A 14840-nucleotide genomic window follows, 5' to 3' on the forward strand; every position below is an offset into this window, starting at 1 on the left:
CACCTTCTCAGTACCAACCTGACCGATCCTTGGGGTGCGTGCCGCGGCACGCACCCCAAACCATCCTGAGAAGCATTCACATGACGTTTACTGAAAGCGAGACGCCGATGCGTGAAGATATCGAGTTCGACGCTGAGGGTGTGACGCTGCGCGGCTGGTTCTACAAGCCCGAAGGCGTATCCGGTGAAGTGCCGTGCGTCATCATGACGCACGGATTTTCGTGCACCAAGGAAATGGGTCTCGAACCCTACGCCGAGGCGTTCACCGCCGCGGGTCTTGCCTGCGTGGTCTACGACAACCGCGGGTTCGGCGCCTCGGACACCGCCCCGGGCAAGCCCCGGCAGGAGATCGACCCGTGGGACCAGGTCCGCGACTACCAGCACGCGATCACCTACGCACAGGCCCGGCCCGACGTCGACGCCTCACGGATCGGGGTGTGGGGTTCGAGCTACGCGGGCGGCAACGCCTTCGTCGTCGCGGCGATCGACCGGCGCGTGAAGGCCGTGTGCGGCCAGGTGCCGGCGGTCTCCGGGCGGCGCACCTTCGAGGCGAACGTTCCGAAGGAATTCTGGCAGGCCGCCTGGGACGGGCAGGCCGCCGATCGCCTCGCGCGAGCCCGAGGAGAGGCGCCCGCGATGATCCCGGTGGTCACCGCGGACCCGACACAACCGGCCGTCATGCCGACGCCCGACGCCTACGCGTTCTTCTCGGCCTACGAGGGGACCGCGTGGCGCAACGAGGTGACGCTACGCTCGACCGAGCTGGGCTACGAGGCCGGTGAGTTCCTCGAGTTCGTCGCTCCGACCCCGCTGCTGATGGTGGTTGCCGAGGACGACACCATCGTGACGCCGGCCGAGTGGGCCAAGGAGGCCTACGACACCGCGGCCGAGCCCAAGCGCCTCGTCTCGATCCCCGGCGGCCACTTCGACGCATACACCGGCCACCCCTTCGAGCTCTCCTCGGGCGCGGCGCGCGAGTGGTTCCTCGAACACCTGGCGCAGAAGGTGGTCCCGGCACCAGCCTGAGATCAAGGCTCTGTCAGCGCGGCGGTCTCACTTCGTTCCCCCAGCAAGGCACGGGCACGAGGAGAGGCCGCCGCGACGCTGTCCGTGATCGACGCCACCCCCCCGAACCGTCCGCGGCGCACGCACCATTCCCTGCCCGACCGGAGTCCGTACGCCGCGAGGGCGAACGCACCCCGCTGCTGACGCGCCGGTACGCAACAGCCAGAAAGCGCCCGGCGACTACCTCCTACTCCGGATCAGTCCTGCTACCGACGATCGCGCACGTCGTCGCCGGTCGAGCCGGTCGAGCCGGCGGCCAGCGCGGCGTCGACCAGGGTCTCGGCAGCCGAGCGGGCGTACATGGCACCCGAGGAATCCTGATGCAGGGCCGCGGCCGCGGCCGCGCCGTCCAACAGCACCGTCAGCTGGATAGCGAGTCCTGCCGGATCAGGCACCCCGGCCTCGGCCGCGAATTCGGCGAACCATTGCCGCCCGGCCTCCTTGTAGCGGCGCGCGATCTTCGCGACCTCATGGTCCGGTGACGCCATCTCGACGGTCGCGTTGATGAAGGGACAGCCCCGGAAGTCTCCCTTTTCGAGCCGTTCACCGATGACGTCGAAGGTCGCCAGTATCTTCTCCCGCGGCGAGGACGCACGTCGCACGACCTCGCCGGCAACCTCCTCGACATAACACTCGCCGCGACGCTCGAGATATGCCGCGGCCAGCCCATCCTTCGAGCCGAAGTTGCGGTACAGCGACATGATCGGCGTCCGCGCCTCTTCCAGGACGCGGTTGATCCCCACAGCGCGGATGCCCTCCTTGAAGAAGAGATCATCCGCGGCCGCCAGGAGGCGCTCGCGCGGGGAGATTTTCGTTGCTGTCATGCCAAGATAATAGCGAGCGAACGCTATCTCACAAATCAAAGCGGTGCACTGTTCACACACCGAATTCTTCAGGCGCACGTGTCGGGGCCCGTTGCCGTGTGCGGCCGGACCGCCACGGGGCGGTCGGGCTGATGGATCGGGTACTCACTCCATGCTCCTACCTTGCCTGTAATAGAGACTGCCCTCCCTTAACGGACCGTCCGCCGACCCCAAACACTCACCACCGCCACCGCCACCGCCACCGCCATGACTGAACCGTCGGGCGGCTCGTGCCTGCGCCGTCGCGACGACGCACCGTGTGTGTCGCCACAGGGCAACGCTGCACCGACCCGGTGACCACTGCCCAGTCGAACAGCAACTTGAACGCGGCCAACTCCCGAGCCCACTTGGCTCCGCCGACCCGCCGCGGGTAATCCGTCGACCGGCGTCGCCACGCTTCGAAGTCGCCGATGTCGTCGTAATCAGCCTGATCCGAGTACTTCTACGACGCCCCAGGAAGCTGGAGAACAAGATCCGGGAGGGTCGGATAACTACTTCAGACCCTTGCCCTCAAGTGTGATAGAAAGTACTCTCTCCACAGCGCTTCTGTCGGCCACACCGGGCCGCGCCAACGCTCTTCTACCCCGCAAACCTGGAGGTACCACGTGACCATCGATGCTCACTCCGTCGGCGTCAGTTCGCAATCGACACCGGCTACACCGCCGATCCGCGCGACGGTCTACGTCGGTCGCTGGCCCGAGATCCCGTCTCCTTTCCCCGGACTGGAGACCGGAACCTTCTCACCCACCACCTCCACCATCGTGAGTGGCCCGACCGAGGTCGCACTCATCGACGCCCAGTACCTCGAGGACGACGTCCGAGACCTCGGCGACCTCATCGAGCGCACGGGCAAGACCCTCACCACGATCTACGTCACGCATGCGCACCCTGACCACTACCTCGGCATCGGTCCCCTGAAGGAGCGGTTCCCCGAGGCGAAGTGTGTCGCGCTGCCCCATGTCGTCGAGGCCATCAAGGAGACCAGGGACGAGCACGCTGAGCAGTGGAAGCTGATGTTCGGCGACTCCAGCGTTTCCGGCGACGCGCTCCCCGAACCGATCGAGGGCGACACCTTCTACGTTGACGGTTCACCGCTGAAGATCATCGAGGTCAAGCAGGCCGACATCAGCCCGACCACAATCGTGCACATCCCGGCGATCGATGCCGTCGTGGCCGGTGACGCCATTTACAACGAGATCCACCCCATGCTCGGCCTGGCGACGCCCGACGAGTGGCAGGACTGGCTCGAAACCGTGGACCTCGTGGAGAAGCTCAACCCTCGGATCATCGTCGCCGGCCACCGCCGGCCCGACGGCGACGATTACGCGGTCGAGACGATGATCGCGCTGACCCGCGCCTACATCACACAATTCGCCGCCGCCTACGAAATCGCAAAGGACGCGCAAGAACTCATCGCGACCATGCAGGAGAAGTTCCCCTATCACGGCAACCTCTGGACGCTGTATTTCTCGGCCTTCAACGCCTTCGAGGCTCGTAACACGGTCAGCGCCACGCAGATCGGTGAGTGACGAGCGAAGCCGGATGATGGCGTTCGCGGAGCGGTGGTATCGCTTCGGTGGCGGGAATCCCGAAGACATCATGGTGGAATTCGGAATCACCGAAGCGGTGTTCTTCGCCCGCCTGCGACAGCTCCTCGCGTGTTCACCGGAGTTGATGAACCACCCCATAGGTCAAGCCATTGACGATGTCGCGGCCGGCCGCCTCGCCGCCATCGACAGCGGCCATTCGCAGGGCGCGCAACCGATACATAGGAGGCCTGAAGCGAAGTCGGCGTGACCCGTTAAACCGGCAATGCCAAACTTCGAACATGGTCATCGACAACGAATTTCGCGCTGTCGAGCTGTGACCTGCGCCTGAGGACGAACCAGCTCGGAGATCCCCCACCACGGTGGACTCCCGGCTGGTTCGACGCCTCGATCGGTCTCGCACCGGGATCGCTCGGTTGGCGGCACAGGCTCGACCGTCACACGCCCGGCGGACCGAATCGGCAGCCGGATACAGCGATCAGGATAGTGGGCACGACCCGGCGGTTTCGCACTGGCGGCCATCTGTGTCGGTGCGATGTCGAGCCTCCTGTCCGAGTCACAGATGACTTCCTGAGGGTGGTGAGTTCCGTTCTTGGTGGGCGTTCCCCTTCTCGCGATCTGCCTCTGGACCATAAGTAAGTTCGCCGACAGCCCCGAACATGAGAAATCCGTGCAGGATGGTTCGGTGGAGAATTTACCTCTCCGGACGTTGTTGAGGACGCAGTCTTCTTCGATCCTCCGCGGCATCGGACTCTTGCCAGCACCTCCACTGCAGCGCTTCACAACCCGACTCGTTCACCGGCAAACGATCTCAGCTGTCTTGGATCGCGAGACCCACGCGAGCCGCATCTCCACTCAGGGAGCTGCGCGAGCAACAGCCTGCGGCCAATCGGTCCAAATCCGGAACGGTTGGCCGCGGCCGGTCGACACTGCTACCTGCCGCTGCGTCCCGCCAACCCACCCCGCTGCTCATGGTCGCCGCGCCGAACGAGCGCGTGGTCATGCGCGGCCTAAGTGACCGAATAGCCGAAGACGTCAGGCAACCGAGTTGGCGTCAGAAAAATTCTGTGGCTGCACGGCTTCCTGCTGCGTCTCGGCAGCGTCGCGCGGGCGAGCAGCCAAGGCGCTGTCGATCAGGATTTCAGCCGCCGAACGGGCGTGCATTGCGCCATTCAAATCCTGGAACAGGACGGCGGATGCGCTGGCGCCGTCGAGTAACAGCGTCAACTGAATGGCCAGTCCTGCCGGATCGGACACACCGAGCTCCGCCGCGAGTTCGGCGAACCCCTGTCGACCGGCATCCTTGTATCGACGCGCTATTTGAGCGACCTCGTGATCCGGCGACGCCATCTCCACCGTCGCGTTGATGAACGGGCAGCCCCGGAAATCTCCCACCTCGAGTCCCTCACGAATAATGTCGAAGGTGGCAAGGATCGCCTCCCGCGGCGATTTCGCGCGCCGCTCCACTTCACCGCCGACCTCGTCGCGAAGTCGCTCACCGCGACGCTCCAGATATGCCGCTGCCAGCCCGTCCTTCGAGCCGAAGTGGCGGTAAAGGGTCATAATCGGCGTATTCGCCTGCTCGAGGATGCGATTGATCCCGACGGCGCGAATGCCTTCCTTGAAGAACAGATCGTCCGCGGCAGCCAAAAGGCGATCACGCGGGGATATGGTTTTGGCTGACATACTCGAAGTATAGCGATCGCTATCTAACACATCAACGGTGCCCATGCGCGACCGGTCGGTTCGGTCGAGCGGAGGATCTTGTGCGATTTCCTGGTGCGATTTCCTGCATCGTCGACCGGGCGGCTGGTCCGGCCGGGCGATGGGGACTTACGCCGATGCGTGCGCTGGATATAGGTACACGATCTACGGGTGCGCAGTGGTCGCCGCGGCGGCACATTCGTCAGTGGCCCCGTAAGTGCTGACCCATGCGTCCCGATTAGGAGCTGGATTCACCAAGAACGTTTCTGACCGGCAGAAACAGTGTGTGGCCAGGGCCGGGATCGAACCGGCGACCTTCCGCTTTTCAGGCGGACGCTCGTACCAACTGAGCTACCTGGCCGGACGGCACCCGAACCGAATGCCTATCGCATTGCGTATCCGATACCAGGTATCGGATACGCATCTGCGACCCTGACGGGACTCGAACCCGCGACCTCCGCCGTGACAGGGCGGCGCGCTAACCAACTGCGCCACAGGGCCTTGCTTGTCCTGCTGTGCTTCACAAGTGAAGCGATACTGCATGTCACTTTTACTGCTGTCCCACTTTTACTGCTGTCGAACCATACCGCATGCTCGACACCGGTCAAACGTACCCCCTACGGGATTCGAACCCGCGCTACCGCCTTGAAAGGGCGGCGTCCTAGGCCGCTAGACGAAGGGGGCCCGTCGGATTTCTCCGAACCAGTACCTCAACGGCGTTCCGTTGGGAGCTTGGATAGCTTAGGACACGGATCGAGAAAATCCCAAATCGCCAGGTCAAACTATGATTCGGGCAGATCTGATCGACATTCGGGCCATCCCTGCCCGGCAAACTTCTCGAGCCATTGCTCGGATGCCATCGCAGCGAGAACCACCTCGAGCGATTCCTCGAAGAGGTCGGCCAGATCGCCCCTCAGCTCCGTCAGATCCGCCATGTACCTCTGACCGGCCAACGAGGCCGCCAGCACGCGGGTGAACTTCTCCGTGTCGACACCCTCCCGCAGCAGCCCTTCTTTCTGCGCGCGCAGGGCGAACTGGCGAGCGGTGGCGCCCCACACCTGCGAACCACCGGATTGCACGTCCGCGTAGAACTCGGGCTCGATGATGAGCCGGAATTCGGCCTGCACGATCACATTGGTGCGGAACAGCTCGGCCAGATCGACGACGAGGCAGTGCAGCGCCTCGAAGGGGTCCAGGTCGTTGCGACGCGTCCAGCGTTCCGTCAGGGCGGTGAACTGCTCGACCCCAGCCTGCAGAACAGCTCGGGCGAGTTCTTCCTTGGATTGGAAGTGGAAGTACATCGCCCCCTTGGTGGCGTTCGAGCCCTCGAGAATCGTGTTCACCGACGCAGCGGCGTAACCGCGCTTGGCGAATTCGATCGCGGCTGACTCCACCAGTGCAGCGCGAGTACGTCGCGCACGCTCCTGTTGACGTGGCATGGCGGTTGGTCCCTCTCCGGCTGTTCCGGGCTCCGACGTCCAGGACGCGAAGTCTCACATAACAGTATGCCCGTTTCGAAAAAACCGACACAACAGTCTGTCCGCTATGAAAAACGGCGCTCGATCAGACTTCAGGATTTTTATGGGGCGGTAAACAGACCCCTGCCAAAAACACACCGAGTGGTATATTTGAGTTCGGCTCGGGTGCGCTGCAGGGGGTGCGCACCCGAGCCCACCCGTCGGTTCGAGACAGGTGACGGCGTGTCGGGGGGTCCAGTTCTCATCCCGGCCGTCCGCGCACTAGACTCTGGCTCCGCGCCCCTATAGCTCAGTTGGTAGAGCTACGGACTTTTAATCCGCAGGTCGTAGGTTCGAGCCCTACTGGGGGCACCACCACTCCCCTTACTCGGCGCCTTCGCCGGGTAAGGGGTCAGCGGCCCGTTCAGGGCTCGGCGCCCGGCACCGCGATCAGTCGCCGCACGGCCTCGACAGCCGTCTGTCTTCGTTCGGCAGCGCCGCGCTGACCCGATCTTCCGCCGTGAAACGCGAGACGTGTCGCCGCAAGCGTGCGCGCGATGTCGGTGATGACCAGCAGCAACTCAGCGGGGTTCCACGACGGGTCGATGAACCCCGCCTCCTGGCCGCGACGAATTTCGGCGATCTTGGGCCGCAATGCGCGGATCCGCACATCGTTCTCCTCGTCCAGCTCGCCCATCTCCAGATCGGCCCATTCCTGCAGTCTCGCGTTCTCGGGATGAGCCAGATAGTTGTCGAACAGTCGGCCGACGTACCCGGGCAGGTCGTCTCCGCGCAGCGCGGTCTCTTCGGTCGTTTCGACAATCCACTGGTGCGAGACCGCGTCGAAGAGCGCTTCCTTGCTGTCGAAATAGGCGTACAACCGATCCTTGCTCGCCCGGGCTGCCGCCGCGATGCGATTGATCCGGGCCCCGGCCACTCCGTGGCGAGCGAACTCCTCCTTCGCCGCAGCGAGAATCCGTTCCCTCGTGGCTTCACCGGCTGAACGCATACGGGTCATCCTAAGTTGACCGTTGCCGAACCATTTGGTTCGGCGTAAGGTTCCGTCTCGGCGAACCAAATGGTTCGCGAACATCACGCCGAGCGCAGCCTCCACGCGCTCTCTCCGGAGGACTCTCCATGGACATCGATGAGGCACGCAGCACCTTCAGCACACTCCGCCGGCTCGAGAGCGGCGTATCCCCCGACGACCTCGACGCAGTGTGGGCAGCGCTCGACCCGGTGCGCGCCGAAGGGATCCTCGGGCAGTGGAAGGGTGACGACTTCGCCACCGGGCATCGCCTGCACGAGAAACTCGCCGCGAGCCGTTGGCACGGAAAGACGTTCAATTCGCTCGAAGACGCGAAACCTTTGATCTGCCGGGACGCGGACGGAAACCTCTTCTCCGACATCGCGAGCGGAAACGGGGAGGCAAGCCTGTGGAACATCGAGTTCCGGGGTGAGGTGACCGCGACCATGGTCTACGACGGCGCGCCCATCTTCGATCACTTCAAACGGGTCGACGACACAACCTTGATGGGCATCATGAACGGCAAGTCCGCACTCGTCCTCGATGGTGGCCGGCATTACTACTTCGTCCTCGAAAGAGACTGATCCGGTGAGGAATCGACGAATCGTCCCCTCGACACCGAGGACACCCCCATGCAGATGAAGGCCGCGCTTTCCCGTGGCCCCCGGTCGTCCTTTTCGCTCGAAACGGTCGAGCTCGATCATCCGCGTCCCGACGAGGTGGTCGTGCGCATCGTTGCTACCGGGCTGTGCCACACCGACCTCGTCGCCAAGTCGACGCTTCCCGCCGCGATGGGGCCGGCCGTCTTCGGGCACGAGGGCGCCGGAGTGGTCGAGGAGGTGGGCGCGCTGGTGGAGGATATTTCACCGGGTGACCACGTGGTGCTCAGCTATCGGCACTGCGGCGCCTGCCGGCAGTGCCGCGGCGGGCATCCCGCCTATTGCGAACGCGCCCCACAGCTCAACAGTTCGGGACGCCGACCGGACGGATCGACGACGATCACGCAGAACGGTGGAGAGGTGCGGGCTGCTTTCTTCGGCCAGTCCAGCTTCGCCGAGTATGTGGTGGCGACGGCGGACAACGTGGTCGTGGTGGACAAGTCCGTGGATCTCACCCTTGCGGCGCCCTTCGGATGCGGTTTCCAGACGGGGGCGGGGGCAGTTCTGAATGTGCTTGCTCCGGAGGACGATTCGACCGTGGTGGTCTTCGGCGCCGGAAGCGTCGGATTCGCAGCCCTTCTCGCTGCCCGCGTCAGCGGGGTTGCGACGCTGTGCGCGGTAGATACCGTTCCTGCGCGACGCGCCCTCGCGGAGGATTTCGGTGCTGTGGCCCTCGATCCGGCCACCCAGGACGTCGTCGCAGAGATTCGGGACCTGACCGGCGGCGGCGCCACCCATACGCTCGATACGACGGGAATTCCGGCGGTGATCGGCCAGGCCGTCTCGGTACTGCGGGAAAGGGGCACGGCCGTCGTGGTGGGACTCGGCGCACCGGACGTCACAGTGAACATCCAGGACCTGATGCGCAAGGGCAAGACGCTGCGAGGCTGCATCGAGGGCGACTCGTCGGTGAAGTCCTTCATTCCGCGGCTCCTCGCCCTGCACGCGGACGGAAAGTTCCCGGTCGACCAGCTCGTCACCCGATACCCGTTCACAGACATCGATCGTGCCGTGGCCGATCAGACCTCCGGCAGCGTCGTCAAACCGGTGCTGGTGTGGTGATCGGCAACCCTCAGGGTGCGGACGGCGCCTCGCCGGGTCCAGTCGCCGAGCCCTTCGAATCGGCATCGGCACGGAGCTCGGCCAGATCCTCGCCGCGCTTGCGATAGGTGTAGGTGAGGCCGATGACGCCGAGGAAGACGACGACGCCGATGATCGCGCCGGCCAGAGACGCCCCCCGGAACCCGGGCGCGTCCACATCCATGATCCGTTCGCCCGCATGTGCCGCACTGTTTCCGCCGAGCACCACGCTGAGAGTCAGGAGAGTGGGCAGCGCGACGATCACGGCGACAACCAGCATGATGACCTGCATCGGCTTGAATCGGCGCCGGCGGAACAATCGCCACGCTCCGCGGAACAGCAGGAGTGGAATGAGAGTGCACAGGAAGCCGAACAACAAGCCCCAGAGAATCCCGGCACCGAAGCTGCCGTCGGCCAGCCCACCGACGTTCTGCGCCCACGCCCGCGGAAGGTAGGCCGCCAGAATGAAATAGGCGATGACCAGGACTACCAGGACCGCAGCGACAGCAATAGCCTTCTTCGCCCAGGCGGGCAAGCCCGGCTTCGCTGGTGTGGTGGAACCGCTGATGTCTGCCGTCATCGTTCGTCCCCCTGCGTCGGCACAGTTGCCATGACCCGATTGTTGGCTGTGCCGGGGCCCAGCGCAACCACGTGCACTGCCGTCGTGAAGAAGCCTGTTTTCGTGGAGGAGCGTCACGGCGTGTCGGGACTCACATCACGGCACGACACACCGAAGAAATCGGACACGGAACGGTCAACGAGTGCACGGCCTACGACTCGGGCACGTAACGACGACCTCGGCAAACGCCGCAATCTGTGACCGCCCACAGTGCCCGGCCAGCCGACGTGATGATCTTTCCCGCATAACCGCGCAGGTCACTGCCCATCGGCGTCTCCCAGTACACTGTCTGTAACGGTCGGCCGTGTCGCGGCGACAGACCCCGGAGATTCGATTACGGATCGGTAACTTCCTCGGTCTCCGGCGCACCGAAGGCGTTTACCGACGTACTTACGGTGCCGTAGGCTGAACGACAGTCACAGTGAGCTATATGGAGGCTAAACACATGGCGAGGGATCTGACCCAACTCGAGCTGCTGCAGGAGCTGCTGCCGGTCGCAGAAGAGAACGTCAACCGCCACATCTCCATGGCCAAGGAATGGCATCCGCACGACTACGTTCCGTGGGACGAAGGCCGCAACTTCGCTGCGATGGGCGGGATCGACTGGGATCCGGAGCAGTCACAGCTCGACGAGGTCGCCAAGGCCGCCATGATCACCAACCTGCTCACCGAGGACAACCTTCCCTCGTATCACCGTGAGATCGCCGAAAACTTCTCCCAGGACGGCGCGTGGGGGACGTGGGTCGGCCGCTGGACCGCCGAGGAGAACCGTCACGGCATCGTGATGCGTGACTACCTCGTCGTGACCCGCGCCGTCGACCCCGTCCAGCTCGAGCGCTTCCGCATGGAGCACATGACGAACGGCTTCGCCTCCCCCGCCGACGTCGATGCCGGCTTCCTTCACTCGGTGGCATATGTCACCTTCCAGGAGCTGGCCACCCGGGTGAGCCACCGCAACACCGGTAAAGCCTGCAAGGACCCTGTCGCCGACAAGATGCTGCAGCGCATCGCGGCCGACGAGAACCTGCACATGATCTTCTACCGCAACATGTGCGGTGCAGCCCTCGATCTCGCGCCCGACCAGGCACTCGAGGCCATCAACATGATCGTCCAGAACTTCCAGATGCCGGGCGCGGGAATGCCGAACTTCCGCCGCAACGGCGTGCTCATGGCCAAGCACGGCATCTACGACCTCCGGCAGCACCTCGAAGAGGTCGTCATGCCGGTCCTGCGCAAGTGGAACATCTTCGAGCGGTCCGACTTCACGGCCCGCGGCGAAGAAATCCGCGAGTCGCTCGGCGCCTTCCTCGAGAACCTCGAGGGCCAGGCCACCAAGTTCGAGGAGCAGCGCGACCGCATGCTTGCTCGCGAGGCCAAGAAGCGCGAGCAGAAGGCTTCCTAGCCGAAACAGCTATCCTGTGCCCGGTACCGGATTCGGTGCCGGGCACGCTTTTTGTCAGTACTTTCCCAGAGGTCGTCAATGTCTACCCTTCGTATCGGTTCGCTCGAGCTGCGCAGCCCGGTGGTGCTCGCTCCCATGGCAGGCATCACCAACGTCGCGTTCCGCACGCTGTGCCGGGAACTCGAGACGGAGCGGGCGGGGAGCACGTCCGGCCTCTACGTCTGCGAGATGGTGACCGCCCGGGCACTCGTCGAACGGCAACCCGCAACTCTCCACATGACCACGTTCGGGCCGACGGAGACGCCGAGGTCGCTGCAGCTGTATACGGTCGATCCCGACACGACATACGCGGCGGCCAAGATGATCGTGGACGAGAACATGGCCGACCACATCGACATGAACTTCGGCTGCCCGGTGCCCAAGGTGACCCGCAAGGGTGGCGGCGCGGCCTTGCCGTACAAGCGCAACCTGTTCGGCCGGATCGTCGCGGCCGCCGTCAAGGCCACCGAGGGCACCGACATTCCGGTGACGGTCAAATTCCGTGTCGGCATCGACGCAGAGCACCACACGCATCTCGACGCCGGCCGCATCGCCGCGGCCGAGGGCGCCGCCGCTGTCGCCTTGCACGCGCGCACCGCGTCCCAGCGGTACTCGGGTACGGCCGACTGGAACGAGATCGCGCGGCTCAAGGAACACGTCACGGACGTTCCGGTGCTCGGAAACGGTGACATCTTCGACGCCGGGGACGCGGCCCGCATGATGGACCAGACCGGGTGTGACGGCGTCGTCGTCGGCCGCGGATGCCTCGGCAGGCCGTGGCTGTTCGCTGAGCTGAGCGCCGCATTGAACGGACTACCACTGCCGACGCCGCCCACCCTCGGTGAGGTCGCGACCATCATCCGTAGGCACGCCGAACTCCTCGCCGCTCACCACGGCGAAGACAAAGGCCTCCGGGAACTGCGCAAGCATGTCTCCTGGTATCTGCGTGGATTCCCGGCCGGCTCCGATCTGCGCGTGGCCATGGCCCTCGTCAGCACCCTCACCGAACTCGACGGGCTCCTCGCCCAGCTCGATCCGTCGATCCCCTTCCCCAAGGACGCCGAGGGACCCCGGGGGCGCCAGGGCTCGCCGGGAACCGTGGCCCTTCCCGAGGGCTGGCTCGACGATCCCGAGGACTGCCTGGTTCCGGCTGGAGCGGACATGATGCACTCGGGCGGTTAGGAGCAGGGGGCGAGTCGCATCGCTTCCCGAGTGGAGCGCCGACGTTCGATAAGTACTATGACTGGAATCCGTCGGCCCCGACGGAGGTCCGGGTCGGCGGAAAGGGCAGGTTGTATCGGTGGGTGATGATCACAGTTCGGACGCCCCGACGCCCGAATCGCGCGCCCCCTGGGAACGCCCTCTCGCCGATCAACGCTATCGGGAAGCGCAGTCGGGACGACAACGTCGGCTGCCTCCACACCAGCCACCTCCGGAACAGCGGCCTCCCGAACGTCCGGCTCCGTCGGACCGTCGTCCCCCGATCGAGCGCTCGGACGCCATCCGCCAGGACAGCGGGCGCATCGGCCGGCGCGCGGCCGGCGGACCCACCGAAGGCCTCTCCGTTGCAGACCTCGTCAAGAAGGTCGCCGGAGACGAACCACAGCGACCGGATGATCCGGACAAGACCGAGACGATCGCGCCAGTCGACGAGCGACATCCCCCACCTGGTGCCGTCGCCCCACCGGAGCCGACGTTCACACCTCCGCCCTCGCAACTCTCCACCAGCGACGCAGAGACCGGCTGGCATGCGGACGCCGAAACCACCGCGACTCCTCAGGTGGTCGGTAATCCGGGATTGACTCGTCTGGCGTTGAGCAAGAGCCGTCGACGCCGCCGCCTACGGGCGGTGGGACGCGCGTTCGTCGCATTGGTGGCGGTGATCGCGCTCGCCGGAACAGGAATCGTGTGGGGCTACCTGCGTTCCACCGAAGGCAAGTTCGATCAGATCGCCGCCCTCGACACCGAGTCGACGGACATCGTCGACGCAGGTGGGCAGACCGGTGACGAGACCTATCTCATCGTCGGCACCGACACCCGAGCCGGTGCCAGCGGCGCAATCGGCGCCGGAACGGTCGAGGACGCTGAGGGTTCACGCGCCGACACCGTGATGCTCGTCAACATTCCTGCTGATCGCAGCCGCGTCGTGGCGGTCTCCTTTCCCCGCGACCTCGACGTCGAGCGCCCGGTCTGCCAGGGCTGGGACAACGCCACGGGGACATACACCGAGGAAACGTTCCCCTCCGCCGAGGGCGACAAGCTGAATGCCACCTACGCCTTGGGCGGGCCGAAGTGTCTGGTGAAGGTGATCCAGAAGATGTCGGGCCTGAAGATCGGCCACTTCGTCGGCATGGACTTCGCCGGTTTCGAGTCGATGGTCAACGAGATCGGTGGCGTCAAGATCTGCACCACACAGCCGCTCGAGGATTTCGTCCTCGGCACCGTGCTTCCCGAGGCCGGCACCCAGGTGCTCGACGGAAAGACAGCGCTGAACTTCGTCCGCGCCCGCCACGTGGAGGCGGAGGGCAACGGTGACTACGGCCGCATCAACCGTCAACAGCGGTTCCTGTCTGCACTTCTCAGGGGAGCACTGTCCAGTCAGGTTCTCCTCAATCCCGGCAAGCTCAACGGGTTCATCAACGCCTTCACCCGGGACACGTTCGTGGAGAACATCGACACCAAGTCCCTGGTCACACTCGGCCGTTCGCTGCAGAACGTCGACGCCGGCGCGGTCACCTTCCTGACTGTCCCGACCGCAGGAACCACCGACTGGGGGAACGAGATTCCCCGCATCGATGACATCAAGGCCATCTTCCGCGCCATCATCGACGACGCCCCGCTTCCCGGGGAGAAGCGGGCCGAACCGATCGAGGCTGCAGCGTCGGCCCCCGCTCCGACGACGAGCGCACCCCTTCCCGTTTTTGCGGTCGACCCGACCAGCGTGTCGGTGCAGGTATCGAACGCTTCCGGCGAATCGGGGCTGGCCGCGACCACCGCGGACGCGCTGGCCGCGCAGGGTTTTCAGATCTACAACGTCGGCAACTACACCGCCACCAGTGCCGAGACGGTCGTCCGGTTCTCCCCCGGGCACGAAGCCGAAGCCGCCACCCTCGCGTCGGCTTTCCCCGGCGCGATCCTCGAGTCGACCTCCGGGTTGGGAACGGTGACCGAGGTTGCGGTCGGGTCGAACTTCTCCGGGACCGTGCAGGCACCGAGCGCGATCGACACTCCGCTGGACATGTCCGGGGTGCGTGTCGGCCAGCCGGAGGACGTCGAGATCCCCGCCGATCTCGCGGTGGTCAATGCCGGCGACGCGTCCTGTGATTGAGCGCTGATCAGGCACGTCGTTCACCCCGCGTTCACCCTGCGATCGTGACTT

Annotated in this window: 13 protein-coding genes and 4 tRNA genes; 9 read left to right on the forward strand and 8 right to left on the reverse strand. The window is 64.9% G+C overall.

Annotated elements, in window-relative coordinates:
• Positions 1 to 107 precede the first annotated feature (107 nt).
• Positions 108 to 1025 carry an alpha/beta hydrolase gene (locus L1080_RS19635; RefSeq protein WP_250771088.1) on the forward strand — a complete coding sequence of 306 codons (918 nt, stop codon included), beginning with the start codon at positions 108 to 110 and terminating at the stop codon, positions 1023 to 1025.
• A gap of 245 nt (positions 1026 to 1270) precedes the next feature.
• Here L1080_RS19635 and L1080_RS19640 read toward each other — a convergent pair whose 3' ends face one another.
• On the reverse strand, positions 1271 to 1888 hold the full coding sequence (locus L1080_RS19640) for a TetR/AcrR family transcriptional regulator (RefSeq protein WP_250770643.1): 618 nt from the start codon (positions 1886 to 1888) through the stop codon (positions 1271 to 1273).
• A gap of 644 nt (positions 1889 to 2532) precedes the next feature.
• On the opposite strand from L1080_RS19640, the gene L1080_RS19645 reads away from it, so the two are divergent.
• On the forward strand, positions 2533 to 3456 hold the full coding sequence (locus tag L1080_RS19645) for an MBL fold metallo-hydrolase (RefSeq protein WP_159919679.1): 924 nt from the start codon (positions 2533 to 2535) through the stop codon (positions 3454 to 3456).
• The gene (locus tag L1080_RS19650) at positions 3449 to 3724 is read left to right on the forward strand and encodes a tudor domain-containing protein (protein WP_159919677.1); all 276 of its coding nucleotides are present in this window, start codon (positions 3449 to 3451) and stop codon (positions 3722 to 3724) included. Before L1080_RS19645 ends, L1080_RS19650 begins: the two co-directional genes overlap by 8 nt.
• A gap of 785 nt (positions 3725 to 4509) precedes the next feature.
• On the opposite strand, the gene L1080_RS19655 is transcribed toward L1080_RS19650, so the two are convergent.
• The 5 genes from L1080_RS19655 to L1080_RS19675 form a co-directional block, all read right to left on the reverse strand.
• Positions 4510 to 5160, reverse strand: a complete 651-nt coding sequence (locus L1080_RS19655) for a TetR/AcrR family transcriptional regulator (protein WP_159919675.1) — start codon at positions 5158 to 5160, stop codon at positions 4510 to 4512.
• Positions 5161 to 5465: 305 nt separating this feature from the next.
• Positions 5466 to 5539: transfer RNA gene (locus L1080_RS19660), tRNA-Phe, on the reverse strand.
• A 66-nt stretch (positions 5540 to 5605) separates the two neighbouring features.
• Positions 5606 to 5679, reverse strand: a tRNA-Asp gene (locus tag L1080_RS19665).
• 110 nt (positions 5680 to 5789) lie between these two features.
• Positions 5790 to 5862, reverse strand: a tRNA-Glu gene (locus tag L1080_RS19670).
• Positions 5863 to 5960: 98 nt separating this feature from the next.
• Positions 5961 to 6617 (reverse strand): TetR/AcrR family transcriptional regulator, encoded by a 657-nt coding sequence (locus L1080_RS19675; protein WP_250770647.1) that lies wholly within the window; start codon positions 6615 to 6617, stop codon positions 5961 to 5963.
• Positions 6618 to 6934: 317 nt separating this feature from the next.
• Between L1080_RS19675 and L1080_RS19680 the strand changes: the two genes are divergently transcribed.
• Positions 6935 to 7010, forward strand: a tRNA-Lys gene (locus L1080_RS19680).
• 49 nt (positions 7011 to 7059) lie between these two features.
• Here L1080_RS19680 and L1080_RS19685 read toward each other — a convergent pair.
• Positions 7060 to 7644, reverse strand: a complete 585-nt coding sequence (locus tag L1080_RS19685; protein ID WP_250770650.1) for a TetR/AcrR family transcriptional regulator — start codon at positions 7642 to 7644, stop codon at positions 7060 to 7062.
• A 128-nt stretch (positions 7645 to 7772) separates the two neighbouring features.
• On the opposite strand from L1080_RS19685, the gene L1080_RS19690 reads away from it, so the two are divergent.
• Complete coding sequence (locus L1080_RS19690) at positions 7773 to 8246, forward strand: DUF4334 domain-containing protein (RefSeq protein ID WP_250770653.1); 474 nt, start codon at positions 7773 to 7775, stop codon at positions 8244 to 8246.
• 48 nt (positions 8247 to 8294) lie between these two features.
• Positions 8295 to 9383, forward strand: a complete 1089-nt coding sequence (locus L1080_RS19695; RefSeq protein ID WP_250770656.1) for an NAD(P)-dependent alcohol dehydrogenase — start codon at positions 8295 to 8297, stop codon at positions 9381 to 9383.
• Positions 9384 to 9393: 10 nt separating this feature from the next.
• Here the strand turns inward: L1080_RS19695 and L1080_RS19700 are convergent, their stop codons facing one another.
• Complete coding sequence (locus L1080_RS19700; RefSeq protein WP_159919665.1) at positions 9394 to 9981, reverse strand: hypothetical protein; 588 nt, start codon at positions 9979 to 9981, stop codon at positions 9394 to 9396.
• 484 nt (positions 9982 to 10465) lie between these two features.
• On the opposite strand from L1080_RS19700, the gene L1080_RS19705 reads away from it, so the two are divergent.
• From L1080_RS19705 to L1080_RS19715, 3 genes are all read left to right on the forward strand, one after another.
• Complete coding sequence (locus tag L1080_RS19705) at positions 10466 to 11422, forward strand: acyl-ACP desaturase (RefSeq protein WP_109327265.1); 957 nt, start codon at positions 10466 to 10468, stop codon at positions 11420 to 11422.
• Positions 11423 to 11500: 78 nt separating this feature from the next.
• A complete protein-coding gene (gene dusB, locus L1080_RS19710; protein WP_109327263.1) occupies positions 11501 to 12643 on the forward strand; it encodes a tRNA dihydrouridine synthase DusB in 1143 nt (380 codons plus the stop codon).
• A 118-nt stretch (positions 12644 to 12761) separates the two neighbouring features.
• Positions 12762 to 14789, forward strand: a complete 2028-nt coding sequence (locus L1080_RS19715) for an LCP family protein (protein ID WP_250770659.1) — start codon at positions 12762 to 12764, stop codon at positions 14787 to 14789.
• The last annotated feature ends 51 nt before the right edge of the window (positions 14790 to 14840 follow it).

Origin of the sequence: Rhodococcus sp. MSC1_016 (assembly GCF_023667485.2) — a bacterium.
GTDB classification, from domain to species: domain Bacteria; phylum Actinomycetota; class Actinomycetes; order Mycobacteriales; family Mycobacteriaceae; genus Rhodococcus_F; species Rhodococcus_F oxybenzonivorans.